Genomic DNA, 16,675 nt, shown 5'->3' on the forward strand with positions numbered 1-16,675 from the left:
CCGGAGATCGCTGACATGGATGTAACCGCAGCAATTGCGTTCGAGGCAGGTCGTCCTCTCGAGATTGACACTGTCCAGCTTGAAGCCCCGCATGAAGGGGAAGTGCTGGTGGAAATCATGGCTACCGGCCTGTGCCATACAGACAAGTACACCCTCTCCGGTCAGGACCCGGAAGGGCTGTTTCCTGCTATCCTGGGCCATGAAGGAGCTGGGATCGTCCGGGAGGTCGGACGCGGCGTGAAGCACCTGAAACCAGGGGATCATGTCATTCCGCTCTACACGCCCGAATGTAGGGAGTGTCCGTCCTGCCTGTCGCGCAAGACCAATCTCTGCACGTCCATCCGGTCCACGCAGGGCCGGGGCGTGATGCCGGACGGAACATCGCGCTTTTCCTGCAAGGGACAGCCAATCCATCATTACATGGGCTGCTCCACCTTCGCGAATTTCACCATCCTGCCGGAGATTGCCCTAGCCAAAATCCGGCCCGACGCCCCGTTCGACAAGGTCTGCTATATCGGCTGTGGCGTGACGACCGGCATTGGTGCTGTCCTGTTCACGGCGAAGGTCGAACCGGGTTCCACGGTTGCGGTTTTCGGTCTTGGCGGAATTGGCCTCAATGTCATCCAGGGGGCGAAGATGGTGGGGGCCAACCGCATCATCGGCATCGATCTCAACCCTGAGCGGGCCGATATCGCGCGCAGGTTCGGCATGACGGATTTCGTCAACCCGGCTGATCTGGGCCCTGACGGTGATCTCGTCGGCCATCTGATCGAGATGACCGGCGGTGGTGCGGATTATACATTCGAATGCGTCGGGAACGTAAAACTCATGCGGCAGGCACTGGAGAGTGCCCACCGTGGCTGGGGTGTGTCCTGTGTAATCGGGGTAGCCGGAGCGGGGCAGGAAATCAGCACGCGTCCTTTCCAGCTGGTGACCGGTCGCCGCTGGATCGGGTCAGCGTTCGGTGGTGCGCGTGGGCGTACGGATGTGCCGAAAATCGTAGACTGGTACATGGAAGGGCGGATCGATATCGATCACCTCATCACGGACACGATCCCTCTGTCGGAAATCAACCGCGGTTTCGACATGATGGGTAAGGGCACCAGCATCCGTACCGTGGTGGAGTACTGAGGTATGACGGAACCCGGTATTGTTGGCAGATATGCCTGTTTTGATGGTGAACTCCGCTTTCTGCGTCACAATTCACAGTCTCTTGGTGTTCCGGCGACGTTCGGCCTGTTTCTTCCGAAGCAGGCGCTGGAGGGGAAGACCGTTCCGGTCATTCACCTGCTTGCCGGGCTGACGGCCACGCAGGAAACTTTCCTGATCAAGGCCAATGCCCTTCGTTTCGCGGCACAATATGGCATTGCTCTCGTCGCGCCGGACACGTCCCCGCGGGACACCGGAACGAAAGGCGAGAATGACGACTACGATCTCGGCACGGGAGCCGGTTTCTACATCGATGCTACAGCCGAACCCTGGGCTCATCACTATCAGATGGGTCGTTATGTCGGGGAGGAACTCCCGGCTCTGACAGAACAGCTCTTCCCGCTGGACGGTACGCGCCGCGGCATCATGGGGCATTCCATGGGTGGTATGGGCGCGCTCGTTCAGGCGCTGCGTTATCCCGAACGCTGGAAAACAGTGTCTGCTTTCGCGCCTATTGGCAACCCAAGCGCGGTGCCGTGGGGACAGAAGGCTTTTGATGCGTATTTCGGCGGTGATCCGGCCAAATGGCAGATCTGCGATCCGACTTTGCTCCTCCGTTCAGGTCACTGCCATCCATCTACCATTCTGGTGGATCAGGGGCTGATGGATCAGTATCTGGCGGATCTGAGGCCGGATGCGCTGGAAGAGGCGGCGAAAGAGGTAGGACAGGCGCTCGACCTCCGCCGGCATGCTGCCTATGACCATTCCTATTGGTTCGTGCAGAGCTTCATTGCCGACCACATGGCACATCATGCGAAAGGACTCTCCGCATGATGCGGCTGGCCCTTCTAGGGCTGTGCGGGGTTCTTGCAGGTTGTGCGGGGCCTTCGCCACGTGGGCCAACTCTGACGCCCACGGCCCATACGGATTTCGCACATGATACGCTCGCCCTGACATGGCAGCCTGGATTCTGCGCCACGGGATCGGGCTGTCTGCCGGATCAGCCGCACAACCTCTCCATCGGGCTTCATGGCCTGTGGGCGTCGGAACCGCATGCACTGGAAGCGAAAAATATTCCGGTGCAGACCTGGTGGCGTCAGGGCTGTGACCTTTATGATCACGATGACCAGCCTCCCGTTCTGCAATCTGTCACGCAAGCCGGAATAGCGGCCGTCATGCCACATCTGAAATCCCCGTTGCATGTGCATGAATATACCAAGCATGCGCGCTGCTTCGGCTATCCGGCTGACCGGTTCTTCGTCACGTCCATGCAGTTGCGGAGCAGGCTGGCTGCGTCCGGGTTCGGTCTCTGGCTGGCGCAGCAGGCCGGTTTTCAGGTGCGGAGGGAAGATATCCTGAGCACGTTCGCGCAGATGACTGGCGCCACACAGCCCCGTGCGCTTCAGCTTCGCTGTGAGCCGGATGCGGCCACGAAACAGCCTGTCCTGACGCAGCTCTGGTTCACACTGGATCCTGCCAGACTGAACAGCTTTCCTGCCGGGACGTCCTATCTGCCGTCTCCGGATGACCAGAACGGCTGTCCGGCCAGTTTCCTTGTTCCGGGCTGGCCCTTGCAGGCTGTTGTGGGAACACAGGCGGTTCAGCGGCCGTAAAGGTCTTCGGGGCTGATTTCGGGCCGTGAGGTGTCTCGCAGTCCGTCCGGCGTAACGCCATGATAGAAGCAGCTCCGGCGTCCGGTATGGCAGGCCACGCCCGTCTGTCGGACAGTCAGGAGAACGGCGTCCATGTCGCAGTCGAGGCGTGCTGCGAGCAGTTTCTGCTGCTGGCCCGAGGTTTCGCCCTTACGCCACAGTTTCTGCCGGCTGCGGGACCAGTAACACACACGGCCCGTCGTCAGGGTTTCCTTCAGGGAGTCCGCATTCATCCAGGCCAGCATCAGGACTGTTCCGTCCGTATCCTGCGCGATGGCCGAAATCAGTCCGTCTGAATCAAATTTCACCTGGCTGATGATGTCATCCACAACACCGGAGGACGGGGGAAGGTAAGTCACGAACGCATCTCCGAAGGGAACCATTGTGGCCAGTCTATTGTAACCGGCTGGCCATTGCATGTCAGGTCAGAAGCCTGCCAGGCTTCGCGTCGGAGCATGGTCAGCCCGCGGTGTCCGGAGCGGGATCGCAGATCCCCTATCTCCCGGCCCCCCATCAGGATCGTACCGCCTTCCGCCGGGAATGGGGCGCCCTGGAGGGAAACTGGCAGCAGGCGCCGTCGGACCAGTCCGCGATAATGGGTCCGGGCCGTCAGTTCCTGTCCCATGTAGCAGCCCTTTTTCCATGAAATGCCATGCAGGAGGTCCATGTCTCCTTCAAGGGCCAGCGTCTGTTCAGGTTCGAAATCCATGACGTCAGGCAGGCCAAGCGGCAGACGCCGGATCAGATAGTGACTGGCGTCCTGTATGGGGTCGGGAAGTGCCCCCACGAGCGCGCGCCAGCCGGCACCGTCGCATCGGGGGTCGGGAGCATGGCAGAACGCTGTTTCCGGAGCCGGCGTTGCGTGATCTCCGGCAATGACGTGCAAGGCCGCAGGTTCGATCTGGACATCCGCCCGGAGGCGGAAGCGGGAGAGACGTTTCGTCAGCATCTCCGCATGTGCGGCTGCGCAGTCCATGAAAAGACTGCCGTCCTGCTCCATCAGGAAAAATTCGCTTAGCCAGCGCCCCTGCGGGGTCAGCAATGCGCTCCAGACGGCCTGCCCGGCGGTCAGGGACAGGAGATCATTGGTGACAAGCCCTTGCAGGAAGGTGGTTCTGTCCTTTCCTGAAAAGCGAAGGACGGATCGATGGGTCAATGACTCGATCATCAGGGATAAAGACCTGTGTTCCAGCGGTATCGAGCCGAACCGCCCGGGGTGAAATGAAAAGCCTGTTGTTCAGCGCGAAGGACGAAGCCTGCGCGCGTGGAAATTCAGCATGATTTTCCGCACTATACACGAAACAGGACCATGCCTCTGAAAATGATGGATATTTTTCTTTGTTATTGTAAAAATTGTTTCAGCATCACAGAAGTGCTGATCTGTCTTTGTGACAGGATGGCAAAAAGACAGCTTTTTCTGTGCCGGGCCGCTGATCAGGCGGATTTATGTTGTCTGGTCAGGGGAAAGTCGCAGATCCTGGTTTTTTCATGCCGGGTTGTTCCAAGAAGACCATGAAAAGGCAAAAATTCCTTTTCGGTTATCGGAGCATCTCGTTGGAAGAGAGCGGGTTGCGGTCCGTCATTACTCGGAGGATATTGCATTTGCGGTCAGTCATGCGTCCGCAACCGTACCGCCGACTGTCGGAGTGAAAAACATTGTCCGCTGACGAGATCGTTGATCCGAACCAGAGCCCGGCCAGCAGCCGACGACGGATCTTCCAGATCCTCGGCCCGATCATTGGCGTTCTTCTGGTCATTGCCACGATCACGATCCTCAGCCTTCATAATTACCAGACGACCCGCAAGGGCGCGATTGCCCTGTCCAATGACCTGCTCCGCAGCCAGCAGCGGTACGTTACACAGGAGGTCAGGGACTATCTCGTCCCGGCATCCAACGGTGCCCTTATTGCGGAGGACATGCTTCGTGGTCCCCTGACGGACCAGACACCCAACACGTTCATGCTCTATGGCCGCTCTGTTCTGACGCATATGGCCCAGGTGGACAGTTTCTATATCGCCAATGACCAGGGGCAGTTCTGGATGGTGACCCGTCACGGACAAGGCGGGTTTGAGGAGACGCATTTCACCACAGAAAACGGCAAGCAGATTTATCGGCACAACTACGTTGATTCGAACGGTAAATTCACCGGGACGGGGATGGATCCGGCTTCGGGTTATGATGTGCGGACGCGTGACTGGTTCAAAAAAGCCATCAAGCGTGAACATGACACAGGGCGGGAACTGCACTGGACCGACCCCTATCCCTATATTTCCACACATCAGTTCATCCTGACGGCTTCCATCGCCTTTCCGGGACAGGACGGGCATACGACCGTCTTTGCCATCAATATCTCCCTCAACCAGATGACGGATTTTCTCAATCATCTTCAGGTAGGGCGGAGCGGGCAGGCCGTGATCGTGGATCTGCACGGTCATGTCATTGCCGGCCATAATCTGCGGACCAGTGCGGGCGATACAAACTTCGACCCGTCGACAATCCAACTGGACCCGAAAACGCAGCCGGTTTTCACCCGTGCCCTGAACATGTTCCTCGTCAAGGGACCACAGACTGGGCTCGTCAGGGAGGGCGGCCGGAATTATGTGACGATTGCGTCCGTGCTGCCGTTCGTACATCGGCGATGGGTTCTGCTGCTGAACGCGCCGGAAGACGATTTCGCGGATTTTGCCGTAACGGTCAGACGACAGAATATCGGCTTTTCCCTTCTCGTGATCGGTCTGGCATCCGTTCTGGCAATTGCACTGATCGCGCAGGGGCGGCATGTGGAACGCCTGCGCAAGCGGATGAACCGCGATCGCGCGCAGGTCCGGGAAGAAAATGTCACGGTTCAGGCAATCGCCAGCACGCCGGACCTGTTTGATCCTACTCATGACGCGCCGGTCCTGACAGAGGCACTGGCCGTACGGACGGGTTCGCGGAGGGCCAGTCTCTGGCGTCTTCTGTCCGAAGGTGACCGGCTGATCTGTGAGGACGCTTTCGATGCGGCCCGTGACGTGCACAGCACGGGCATGGAGATCAGTCGCAGCGAAAACGGAAAACTGTTCGACGCCGTGACGGAGGGGCATGTCCTCTCGATTGCCAATGCGTCCCAGGATGACCGCGTCCAGACCTTCCAGCGGACCGTCATGCGGACTGTCGGAGCCGACAGACTGTTTCTTCAGCCGGTGGTGTATGGTCATCAGGTCGTCGGGGCCATCGTGCTCGAAAACCCGACGGTTGTGGAGACGATGGAGCATATCGTTGCTTTTGTTGCTTCCATCGTAGCGCTGCGCTTCTCCTATGCCTATGACGAGATGGGCGATGGACAGGGCAAGACTTTCAGCCTGACCCAGAGCAGCCAGAAAACCCGTTTCGACGAAGGTTTTCTGCTGGAGCCAGGAGAAGAACAGAAAACGCAGGGGGAAGCGGGGCACCCTGACGGGGTATTACCGGCCGGGGTCTATCCGCAGGTTCCGGTGATGGTCATCTCTTTTGATGATCCGTATGGCAGCAACCGTGACAGCATTGTCCGGGCGATGAAGGTGGTTTCTACCCTCAGCCAGGATATCCAGCGCATCGCTGACGAGAAAAATCTCTTCTCCGTGCAGGTCGTGAGCAACCGAGTTGTTCTGGTGGGTGGAATCAGCCAGACGCCGGACACGGAGGCCGCGCTTCGTCTTGCCGATGCAGCCGTGTCCATCCGGGAGGTCTGCCTTTCCACGCTAGCTGCTGCGGATATTGATCCTGTCTTTAGGATCGGACTGGATGTCGGGCCGGTCATGGCCAGCATGCTGGGCACCAATCCGGCCATCTTCAATGTCTGGGGTGAGGCTATCAATGTGGCTGAACTGCTGACGGCCAGTGCTCCGGATGCCGGAACCATCCAGGTTTCCGAACATGCCTATGCCCTGCTGCGGGAGCATTTCCTCTTCCGTCCACGGGGCATGTTCTATCTTCCCAGCAGTGGCACGACCCGCAGCTTCGTTCTGGCCGGCCGTCGATGAAAGTGCCGAACCGCATCATTCTCCTGCGCCGCTTTCTGATCCGTCTGGGTTATTTCACCCGGACGCAGATGCGCTTCACCCTTATGGTGATCGGTGGTTCGTGGGGCGTGCTCCGGGAGGCATGCAGCCCGACAACCTGGCGGCGGACGGTGCGCATCGAATTCTGGCAGAGTCTGCATCAGGCAACGGGCGGAGGCCTGATCAGCGTGCTGGTGACTGGAGCCCTGACGGGGTTCGGTATTGTGGCGCAGGCGGTGTACTGGCTCGGTTTTGCCGGTTTGGCCCAGATGACGGGGTCGATCCTGTCTACTGTTCTCGTCCGGGAAATCGCTCCGGTCCTGGTCGGAGTCATTCTGCTGGGGCGGTCAGGAATGCTCATGCTGACGGAGCTGGGTACCCTGACGGTCGGGGGGCAGATGCGTGCGCTGACCGGCATGGGCATCGATCCGTTTCTGACTTTCCTTGTGCCTCGCACACTGGCCATGACGATCAGTGGCTTTACGCTCGGCATCATTTTCAGCATGGCGGCGCTTCTGGTCGGATTTGCCGTCTGCCGGGTCGAGGATGTCGTTACTATGCCGATCTGGGCCTTTTTGGACCAAGTTATCAGCAGCATGCATCCAATCGATTATTTCGTTATCCCTGCCAAGTTCACATGTAGCGGGTTTGCGGTCGGTGTCTGTTCCTGTCTGTCAGGCATGGATGTCACGACGGAGGATGACCTTTCTTCTCTCATGCCTCGTGGCTTTGCACGCGGGATGCTGACCATCATGGTCATCAACGTCATTTTCAGCGTGAGTTTTGACTGACATGGCTGATGAACGGGACATGCTCTCCAACGCCCTCAATCCGGTTCTCGAACTGCTGGACGCTGTTCCGCGCTTCGATGAAAGCGGGCTCGTTTCCGCGAAATACAACTTGCATCTCGATGCGGGGGAATGTGCTCTGATTGAGTGTCGCGACATGACGCAGGCCAGTCTGTTCGCCGATATGTGCCTTGGTCTTGTCCCACTGTCGGACGGACATATCCGCTGCATGGGGCTGGACTGGAGTGACCTGAATGAGCGCCGGAGCTGGGCCCTGCGTGGTCGCTGTGGGCGAATTGTGATCGGTGGCGGGTGGATCGACCTTTACGGGACACACATCAACATTCTCTGGCCCCAGCTTCATCATACCCGCACGCCAATGGACAGGCTCGTGACGCAGGCGGGGCATCTTGCCACGCGTTTCGGTTTGCCGGGCCTGCCAGTAGTTCCGCCGGGGCGACTGTCCGCGGCGGACCGGCAGCGCGCGGCCTGTGCGAGGGCGTTTCTGGGTGAACCGTCGCTTCTTCTGCTGGAACACCCCATGGAAGGCGCGTCTGATATCATGATGGAAGCTTTTCTCTCCACCCTGACGGATGCGCGGGACCGGGGGTGCGCGGTTGTCTGGTTTGCGCCTGATGAGAGCGGATGGGGCGATTATGCGTCTGATGCGACAATACGCCTGCGACTGTATGATGATGGTCTGTTTTCAATGAGGGGTTCGTGATGTTTCGTGTGCGCCAGACCGATTCCGCGCAACCGCTTTTCCAGAACCGCTATGCGGATGAATGGGTCGGGCTCCTGGTTCTCGGTGCCGTCGTCCTGTTCTCAGTGGCAGTGATCGAGGCCGGCTTCCTGAAACAGTGGCTCACACCAGAGAAAAAGATCCATTTCGTGCTGCCTGAAAGCGGTGTGGCCGGTCTGGGTATTGGCGATGACATCGAGGTGATGGGCGTGCATGCCGGTGAAATCCGCCATCTGAAGCTTAATGACAGCGGTCGGATGTATGCAGAAGGGTATATCGATCCGCAGTTCGTGCCCTTCATCCGGCAGGACAGTACGGCCATCATCCGGCATCGTCTGATCGTGGCCGGGGCGACCTATATCGAGCTGGATCGCGGTAAGGGGCAGCCCTTGGACTGGAAATATGCCGTCATGAAGGCCACGGTCGAGCCCAATCCTGCAGATGTCATCACCAAGACCGTCACGGATCTGCGCAACCAGCTCGTTCCTGCCATGCAGAACGTTCAGAAAATCACGGCGCAGGTCAACGACATGGTTACGGACATGCGGAAGGGTAAAGGCACGGTCGGAGGGTTGCTGACAAAGGATGACGTGCTGAACGAAGCCAATGCGGCGCTCCAGCATCTGGATCAGGTTATCGCAGGGCTGAAACCGATCGAGAAACAGGCGGGAAGTGTCATGGTCAAGGCGGATGGCAGCATGAAAAATGTCCGCTCCGCCACGGATACGCTTCGCAAGGCAATGCCGCAGGTCCGTGAGACGGTCAACCACACGGACGAGGCCACCGCGGCCCTGCCGGCCCTCATCACGCAGGCGCAGGCGAGCGCCAACAGTTTGCGCAAACTGACCGACCAGCTTCGCGGACTGTGGCTGCTGGGCGGCAATGGCAAGACAGAACCAAAGACACGCCGTCTTCCGGCGCAGGCGGTGCGGCCATGATGCGCATCCTTCTGGCCTGCTGTGCTTCTGGTCTGCTGCTGGCTGGATGTTCCTCCGCCGGGGGCAGCCATGGACCGAAGCCGGATCAGTCCTATGATGACGCCATGGATACGGCGCGCAGCGTTTATGACAGCGGTCAGATCACGCAGGCGGAAGCACAATACCGGTCTGCCTATGACCGCGCGCTTCTGCGTGATGACGTGGACCAGATCCATGAAGCCGGCTTCAATCTGGCGACGGTCCTGCTTAACGAAAATCAGCCCAGGCGTGCCCTGATCATTCTGGGCAAGGTGGAATCCGCCATGATGGCGCGGCATCGAGCGGATCTGGGGGATCTGAGGGTTGTCGAGGCGGCGGCGCTGTATCGTCTCGGGGATATTTCGGGTGCCCAGCAGAAGGTACAGGGGGAAGTGCAGTCGGCGGATACGGGCATCCGGGAACGCGCCCTTTACCTGACGGGGCTCTGTGCCTCGGACCTGCGGCAGGGGGATGTCCTGTCGCAGGCTGTCACGCAACTGGGGCTGTCTCCTGAAAAAGGTGCTCGGACAGACCGGGACGAACTGCTGGCCCGGCTGGACCTGCTCCGTGGCCATCCTGTGGAAGCGTTGGGTCTGGCCGAAACGGTGGTGGATCGCCGCCGTGACAGGCTGGATTATCGTGGAATGCGTCGTGCGCTTCTTCTGGCCGCTCAGTCAGCTGATGCTGCCGGGCAGAGCCAGCAGGCCGCTCGTCTGCGTCAGCAGGAAGATGACAGCCTCAGACAGTCCGATCAGCAGAGAAGCGTGCGGGGTGAGGTCAGTGACGCCCCGGACACCACAGGCCACGACGACCGTGTCAACGTGTCCGTCAGTCTGCGTAATCCTGGCAGTCCGATCCGAATCAACAGCGTATCGGCAGGGCAGGTCGGAGACACCGGAGGCACCCAGTGACCAGAAAGTGCAGGCGCTGACGAGAGTGAATACCCGGTATCCGGGGAGCTTTTATGGCTGGTGCTCCCGGGTGTGCTTGCGTCTATCCGGAGCAATGCGCCTGTTCGATCAGCGCCAGTCCCTCCGCCACGGAAACGAATTCTGAGCCGGTATCAATCTTCTCCGGACCGAACCGATTGATAAACAGCTGCCTTACGGCCGGAACAAAAGATGTGCCTCCGGTCAGGAAGACACGGTCAATTTTTTCCGGTCCGGTTTCAGCATCTTCCATCGCCCAGCCAATGGCTGTATCCAGCCGCGACAGATCCGGGGCGATCCAGCTTTCGAATGCCGTGCGGGTTATGGTCTCTTTTATATGCAGATCGCGGTGCGTGAAGCGCAGGACGGTCTGCTCCTGACGGGAAAGTTCGGTTTTGGCGCGTCCTATGGTGCGATACAGGTTCTGGCTCTCCTGATCTTCGATCAGCCTCAGGAGATTCCGGAGCTTCTGCGGATCGGAGGCTGTTTTCGCTACATCGGCAATGCTGCGCAGGGTCTGGGGCGTGCGCATCAGTGAGAGGCGATGCCACCGCCCGAGGGAAGCATACCATTCCGCGGGAACAGGCAGGGGCTGGCCGCCCATGACGCGATAGGTCGTTCCTTTCCCGAGCGCGGGCGCCACTACGTTTTCGATGATTCGGTAATCGAACTGGTCTCCTGCGATGCCAACGCCGGAATGTCCCAGTGTAAGCGTGCGGGGCGAACCTTCCGGATCAAAGCGCATGATGGAGAAATCGCTCGTGCCGCCTCCGAAATCGCCAACCAGAACAGTAGCCGGACGATCGAGTCGCTGCATGAAACGCCAGCCGGCCCCCTCTGGCTCCAGAACGACGCGGGGTTCGGTAAAGCCGGCTTCCAGAAAGCTCTCTTTCAGGCGCAGCACGCCCAGTGCGTCATCGGCCAGTTCGCCGGCGAATCGGACCGGACGACCGATCGTGACGCTGACCTGTTCCGGCGCAAGTTCTGCCTTTTCCATCAGCGCGCGCAGGAAACGTGCAATCATGGCCTGAAGTGTCATGGTGGTATTGAAAACGCGTGTCTCGCGGAAAGAACCCTGAGCGAGATAGGTCTTCATGGACATAATCAGACGGTTTTCGGCCGGATCATCCAGATAGGTTTCGATCGCATCAACGCCGATTGCGTCCTGCAGGATGCGTCGGCTTCCAGCCTGCTCCTGCCACAGACAAAGCAGGGTGCGGCAGGTTTCGCTTGCGGCACTGTCCACGAAGCTGAACAGAGCAGGGTGTGTCTGGCCGTTTTCGTCCGAGATGACGATGACGCTGTTGGTGGTGCCGAAATCAATGCCGACGCGAATCTTTGCTGTGGATGGCTGCGTCGTCATCTGTCCCGTTCCTGTCCCAAAAGCGCAAAGGGCGTGGGTTTAGGGAAGAACGGCAGGACGGCCAAGAGAGAATATGGTTTTCCGCCATCCCGGCGCAGGAAAAGGGTGTTTGGTATTATTCATGCGCCGGGGTAACCGGCAGAGGGAGCGACCGTGAGGTTCACTCTCTGCCGCAGGGATGACCTTAGGATAGCGCGACTTCGCAGGCCCTGTCTTCCGGAACGCTCGGGCGGAGGGTTCCCATTTCAGTTTCGGACTGAACCATTGGCGTCATGCCGAGGTGCTTCAGAAGCTGGCGGTCCCGGTGCTCGGCGGGGTTGGGCGTGGTCAGGAGCTTTTCGCCGCAGAAAATGGAGTTGGCTCCGGCTAGGAAGCACAGGGCATGGGCTTCATCCGTCATGTTTTCACGGCCGGCTGCGAGACGCACATGACTTTCCGGCATCATGATGCGGGCGGTGGCAATCATGCGGACGAAGGTGATCGGATCCACGGCTTCCGCCTCACCCAGAGGAGTGCCTTCCACACGGACGAGAAGATTGATCGGCACGCTTTCAGGATGCCTGGGAAGATTGGCCAGCGTCATGAGCAGGCCTGCGCGGTCTGACAGGTCTTCGCCCATGCCGACGATACCGCCGCAGCAGACATTGATCCCGGCATCCCGTACATTGGCCAGCGTATCGAGGCGCTCCTGATAGGTGCGGGTTGAGATAATGGTGTTGTAGAACTCTTCGGACGTGTCGAGGTTGTGGTTGTAGTAATCCAGGCCCGCGGCCTTGAGGCGCTGTGTCTGGTCGGTATTCAGCATGCCGAGGGTCACGCAGGTTTCCAGCCCGAGCGACTTCACGCCTTCGATCATGTCACAGACCGCGTCAAGGTCATGCTCCTTGGGAGAACGCCAGGCTGCTCCCATGCAGAATCGGCCCGCGCCGGCTGCCTTGGCGGCCCGGGCTTCCTTCATGACGGCTTCGACCGCCATCAGGCGTTCGGCCTTGACGCTTTTTTCGTGCAGGGCGCTTTGCGGGCAATAGGCGCAGTCTTCCGGACAGCCGCCTGTCTTGATCGACAGGAGCGTGGAAATCTGCACTTTTGTGGGGTCAAAATAGCGCCGGTGCATCTCCTGCGCACGGAACATGAGGTCCGGGAAGGGAAGGTTGATAAGGGCTTCCACCTCATCGCGTGTCCAGTCGTGGCGGACATCGGGCTTGGTCATGGTCTGGGCCGTCACGGGGCAATCTCCAACGTTTCTATCTCACACCTACCCAAAACTGCGTGTCCGTGTCATCTGATCGTCACGACCCGGAGACGGAAAAATCGACGAGGCAACCGATGAAACACTGGCGTATCGAGCAGATGGACTGGGATTCCTTTGATCCCGCCCGCGTGGACCCCGAGATCATCCCGTTGGTCAAGGCGGCGTCCGTAGTGGAAAAGAACGGCCTCGACTATGCGGAATATCTGCGCCGTGTCTTCGTCGGGGATCCTGATTTCAGCCAGGCTGCCGAGAACTGGGCGGTCGAGGAGGTCCAGCACGGAGACGCACTGGGCCGCTGGGCCATGCTGGCCGATCCGTCCTGGGACTATGAAACAGCGTTCCAGCGTTACCGCGACACCTACAAGATTGATGCGGACGTGGATGCCTCTATCCGCGGTTCGCGCACGGGGGAACTGATTGCGCGCTGCATGGTCGAGACCGGTACGTCGTCGTTCTATACCGCGCTGGCGGATGCGACGGATGAGCCGCTGCTCAAGGCCATCTGCAAGCAGATCGCCGCCGATGAATACCGGCATTTCAAACTGTTCTACGATCACATGCACCGCTATCTGAAGCGCGAGAAGCTGAGTGTATGGGCGCGGACGCGCATCGCGCTCGGTCGGGTGACGGAAAGCGAGGATGACGAACTGGCCTCGGCTTACCATACGACCAACGAACCGGTTGGCATGACCTACGATCATCAGCGCTGCATTGCGGCCTACATGTCCAAAACACTGGGTTTCTATCAGCCGAAACATGTCGATCGTGTCACGGCCATGATCTTCAAGACGATCGGCTTTGCGCCCCATTCCCGCTGGCAGAAACTGGCTGCGAAAGGAGTCTATAACCTCATGCAGTGGCGCAGGCGCAGTTTCCGGCGGCAGGTCGCAGCCTGAGCCAGCTGAAAAAGGAAGACGGCGGGATGGCCTTATGTCATGAAAGGCGTGTTCTTTACGCCTGCGTCAGGAGATCAAGATGACTGTCCCTCCGTGTTTCTCCCGCCGTCTCGTTCATGGTGTTACGGCACTTCTCTGTGCAGGTGGTATCGTGCAGGCGCCTTTGGCGAAAGCTGATCCCTATTCCCTGCCGATTGCCACTTCAGGTCCTGTCCGGAGCGACGCACCGGACCCCATGACCCTTTCCGCCCAACAGCTTGCCCGGCAGGTCGGGTATGCCCGCTTTACTGATCCGAACTGGAAGGTCGGGACAGTGCGGCACATGGTCATGTTCCGGTACACCAAGGGTTCCACACCTGCGCAGCGGGCTGAAGTGACGGCCCGTTTCATGCATCTGGCGGTGGACAGCCGGCGTATGGACGGCATGCCTGTGGTTGTTAGCGTGGAAAGCGGTTTCCAGAACAGTGGCGAAGGGGTCGGGAATGGTCTTCAGCAGGCGTTCCTGGTCACATTCCGTTCGGAAGGAGACCGGAACTACTATGTTGGCAAGCCAGTCGTGACCGATGCGGCGTTCTTTGATCCGGCTCACGAAGCCTTCAAGGAGTTTTCTGCGCCTTACCTCGAAAAGGTAGTGGTGTTCGATTATGACGTGGCGGCTGTTACGACGCCGCAGGAACCAGGGCGGAAGAAGTATCACACATCACGTCGCTAACGTCTGGCGTACCGTGTGCGAAACGTCTTTTTGACGGAAGAATATCTTATGCCGCATAGTGGAAGAAACGCTATGATATGAGGCATAATGTGACAAAGTCATTATTTTCCCGGCATTTTCTGATCCGCAGCGCCAGTATTCTGGCGCTGGCGGCAGGAATTATGGGAACTGGCGCCCAGGCAGCCGGATATGATCCGGGTTGGGGCTTCGACGAAGCCGGGATGAACCGCAGCGTCAAGCCCGGTGATAATTTTTTTGAATATGCCAACGGAACATACCTCAAGAACCTCAAAATTCCGGGGGATATGAGCAGCTACGGCCCGTTCCGTATCCTCTACGAACTTTCCCTGGAAAGGCAGCGGACCATTCTGGATGAAGCCCGCGGGCATGTGTCTGACCAGCCTTCGGACGATATGGGCAAGATCGGCACGTATTACGCCAGTTTCCTTGATGAGAAGGCCGTGGATCGTCTTGGTGCGAAGCCGCTTGCACCTGACCTTGAAACCATCCGGACGGTGGGGGATTCGAAAAGCCTTGCGGCGGCTTTCGGTTCCTCTCTGAAGTCCCTGTCCTTCACCACATTCCAGATTGGCGTCGAACAGGATCAGAAAGATCCAACGCGCTATATGCTGATGCTGGACCAGGGCATGAGTATCGGTGTGAGCGGTGGTCTCGGTTTACCGGACATCAGCTATTACACGGACCCGAAACTGGCGGACAAGAAAACGGCTTACCGAGCCTATATCCAGAAGCTGCTGACCCTGGTGGGATGGCCGGACGCCGCCCGGAATGCGCAAGCTGTAGTGGATCTGGAAACGGCTATTGCGAAGGTCGAGATCCCGCGCGATCAGACGCGCGATCCGCTCAAGACCTACAATCCCATGCCTGTTTCGCAGCTTCAGAAGCTGGCCCCGGATTTCGACTGGACCTCGTTCCTTGTCGCGGCTGGCCTGCCTGCGGACGGGCTGGCGGAGCGCAATGTGGATGTACGTGAACCCCCCGGGGTGGCGGCTATTGCGAAAGTCATGAAGGGAGCAGACTTCAGCACGCTTCAGGCATGGCTCGCCTTCCATCTGGCTGACAACGCTGCACCCTATCTGTCACATGACTTCTCCGTGGCGTCTTTCCAGTTCAATGGTCATGTCCTTCAGGGCGTGGCACAGCAGTCCCCCCGCTGGAAACGTGGCGTTCGTGTCACGAACAGTGCTATGGGATGGGCACTCGGCAAGGTCTATGTGGCCCGCTATTTCCCGCCTGCCGCGCAGGCGCGGATCACGTCTCTCGTGCAGGAAGTGAAGACCGCCTTCCACGATCGTCTGGCGCAGAACAGCTGGATGGATGAACCGACCCGCAAGGCTGCGCTGAACAAACTCGATCACTTCGCCATCCAGGTCGGTTATCCGAAGAAATGGTGGGATTACAGTCATTTCGTGGTCCGTAAGGGGGACGTGTACGGCAACGCCGTTCGTGGGGCAGCTTTCAACTGGCAGCATGAGCTCGACAAGCTCGACAAGCCGGTGGACCGCGATGAATGGGGCATGACGCCGCAGACGGTGAATGCCTATAACGATCCGACAATGAACGAGATCGTCTTCCCGGCAGCCATCCTTCAGCCGCCGTTCTTCGACCCGCAGGGCGACATGGCCGTGAATTACGGTGCCATCGGTGGCGTCATCGGGCATGAAATGAGCCATGGTTTTGACGATCAGGGACGTCATTATGACGAACATGGCCGTCTGCATGACTGGTGGTCCAAATCTTCAAGCGATGCGTTCCAGAAGCTGGCGGATCGTCTGGGCGCGCAGTACGACGCGCAGGAAGTCCTGCCGGGACTTCATGTGAATGGCAAGATGACGATGGGCGAGAATATCGCCGATCTAGGGGGCATGAATCTTGGTCTTCAGGCCTATCACAATTCCCTGCACGGAAAGGCCCCGACTACGGTTTACGGTCTGACGGGGGACCAGCGGGTCTTCCTGGGCTGGGCGCAGGTCTGGCGTGAGAAGGATCGTCCGGACGCCCTGCGTCAGCAGGTGCTGTCCAATGAACATGCTCCGGCCATCACCCGCGTCAATGTCCCGGCCCACAACATCGATGCTTGGTATGACGCATTTGGCGTTCAGCCCGGTCAGAACCTCTATCTCGCCCCCGATCAGCGCGTAAAGATCTGGTAAGGGTCGTGACAAAGCGGGACGTGAGGCCTATCTCATGCCCTT

15 protein-coding genes are annotated in these 16,675 nt (G+C 59.1%); 11 read left to right on the forward strand and 4 right to left on the reverse strand.

From position 1 onward, the window contains the following. Window positions 1-15: 15 nt before the first annotated feature. From GMO_RS03415 to GMO_RS03425, 3 genes are read left to right on the forward strand one after another with little or no spacing between them, the layout of a single operon-like run. Entirely contained in the window at window positions 16-1,131 is a 1,116-nt protein-coding gene (locus tag GMO_RS03415; protein WP_040507411.1) for an S-(hydroxymethyl)glutathione dehydrogenase/class III alcohol dehydrogenase, read from the forward strand. 3 nt (window positions 1,132-1,134) lie between these two features. Continuing rightward, window positions 1,135-1,983: an S-formylglutathione hydrolase gene (gene fghA / locus GMO_RS03420; protein WP_008850877.1), complete on the forward strand. Its 849-nt coding sequence runs from the start codon at window positions 1,135-1,137 to the stop codon at window positions 1,981-1,983. Continuing rightward, on the forward strand, window positions 1,980-2,762 hold the full coding sequence (locus GMO_RS03425; RefSeq protein WP_008850878.1) for a ribonuclease T2 family protein: 783 nt from the start codon (window positions 1,980-1,982) through the stop codon (window positions 2,760-2,762). The genes fghA and GMO_RS03425 overlap by 4 nt, the downstream gene beginning before the upstream one ends. On the opposite strand, the gene hisI is transcribed toward GMO_RS03425, so the two are convergent. Both hisI and ygfZ read right to left on the reverse strand, forming a co-directional pair. Beyond that, on the reverse strand, window positions 2,750-3,160 hold the full coding sequence (hisI, locus tag GMO_RS03430) for a phosphoribosyl-AMP cyclohydrolase (RefSeq protein ID WP_040507753.1): 411 nt from the start codon (window positions 3,158-3,160) through the stop codon (window positions 2,750-2,752). The genes GMO_RS03425 and hisI overlap by 13 nt on opposite strands. Then, window positions 3,157-3,969, reverse strand: a complete 813-nt coding sequence (ygfZ, locus tag GMO_RS03435) for a CAF17-like 4Fe-4S cluster assembly/insertion protein YgfZ (RefSeq protein ID WP_008850880.1) — start codon at window positions 3,967-3,969, stop codon at window positions 3,157-3,159. Before ygfZ ends, hisI begins: the two co-directional genes overlap by 4 nt. Before the next feature lie 488 nt (window positions 3,970-4,457). On the opposite strand from ygfZ, the gene GMO_RS03445 reads away from it, so the two are divergent. From GMO_RS03445 to GMO_RS03465, 5 genes are read left to right on the forward strand one after another with little or no spacing between them, the layout of a single operon-like run. Further along, complete coding sequence (locus GMO_RS03445) at window positions 4,458-6,803, forward strand: adenylate/guanylate cyclase domain-containing protein (RefSeq protein ID WP_008850882.1); 2,346 nt, start codon at window positions 4,458-4,460, stop codon at window positions 6,801-6,803. Next, a complete protein-coding gene (locus GMO_RS03450) occupies window positions 6,800-7,612 on the forward strand; it encodes an MlaE family ABC transporter permease (protein ID WP_008850883.1) in 813 nt (270 codons plus the stop codon). The genes GMO_RS03445 and GMO_RS03450 overlap by 4 nt, the downstream gene beginning before the upstream one ends. Before the next feature lies 1 nt (window position 7,613). Continuing rightward, window positions 7,614-8,333: an ATP-binding cassette domain-containing protein gene (locus GMO_RS03455; RefSeq protein ID WP_008850884.1), complete on the forward strand. Its 720-nt coding sequence runs from the start codon at window positions 7,614-7,616 to the stop codon at window positions 8,331-8,333. Next, the gene (locus GMO_RS03460) at window positions 8,333-9,289 is read left to right on the forward strand and encodes an MlaD family protein (RefSeq protein ID WP_008850885.1); all 957 of its coding nucleotides are present in this window, start codon (window positions 8,333-8,335) and stop codon (window positions 9,287-9,289) included. The genes GMO_RS03455 and GMO_RS03460 overlap by 1 nt, the downstream gene beginning before the upstream one ends. Then, window positions 9,286-10,218 (forward strand): hypothetical protein, encoded by a 933-nt coding sequence (locus GMO_RS03465; protein ID WP_008850886.1) that lies wholly within the window; start codon window positions 9,286-9,288, stop codon window positions 10,216-10,218. Before GMO_RS03460 ends, GMO_RS03465 begins: the two co-directional genes overlap by 4 nt. Before the next feature lie 82 nt (window positions 10,219-10,300). On the opposite strand, the gene GMO_RS03470 is transcribed toward GMO_RS03465, so the two are convergent. Continuing rightward, window positions 10,301-11,599, reverse strand: a complete 1,299-nt coding sequence (locus GMO_RS03470; RefSeq protein WP_008850887.1) for an Hsp70 family protein — start codon at window positions 11,597-11,599, stop codon at window positions 10,301-10,303. Window positions 11,600-11,783: 184 nt separating this feature from the next. Then, window positions 11,784-12,824 carry a biotin synthase BioB gene (gene bioB, locus GMO_RS03475; protein ID WP_008850888.1) on the reverse strand — a complete coding sequence of 347 codons (1,041 nt, stop codon included), beginning with the start codon at window positions 12,822-12,824 and terminating at the stop codon, window positions 11,784-11,786. Between the two features lie 101 nt (window positions 12,825-12,925). Between bioB and GMO_RS03480 the strand changes: the two genes are divergently transcribed. The 3 genes from GMO_RS03480 to GMO_RS03490 all read left to right on the forward strand — a co-directional run bounded on the left by GMO_RS03480 (window position 12,926) and on the right by GMO_RS03490 (window position 16,633). Continuing rightward, window positions 12,926-13,747 carry an acyl-ACP desaturase gene (locus GMO_RS03480; protein WP_008850889.1) on the forward strand — a complete coding sequence of 274 codons (822 nt, stop codon included), beginning with the start codon at window positions 12,926-12,928 and terminating at the stop codon, window positions 13,745-13,747. 79 nt (window positions 13,748-13,826) lie between these two features. Further along, window positions 13,827-14,459 carry a Dabb family protein gene (locus GMO_RS03485; protein WP_008850890.1) on the forward strand — a complete coding sequence of 211 codons (633 nt, stop codon included), beginning with the start codon at window positions 13,827-13,829 and terminating at the stop codon, window positions 14,457-14,459. A gap of 77 nt (window positions 14,460-14,536) precedes the next feature. Then, complete coding sequence (locus GMO_RS03490; RefSeq protein WP_040507412.1) at window positions 14,537-16,633, forward strand: M13 family metallopeptidase; 2,097 nt, start codon at window positions 14,537-14,539, stop codon at window positions 16,631-16,633. Window positions 16,634-16,675 lie beyond the last annotated feature (42 nt).

It is taken from the genome of Gluconobacter morbifer G707 (assembly GCF_000234355.1).
Taxonomy (GTDB): Bacteria; Pseudomonadota; Alphaproteobacteria; order Acetobacterales; family Acetobacteraceae; genus Gluconobacter; species Gluconobacter morbifer.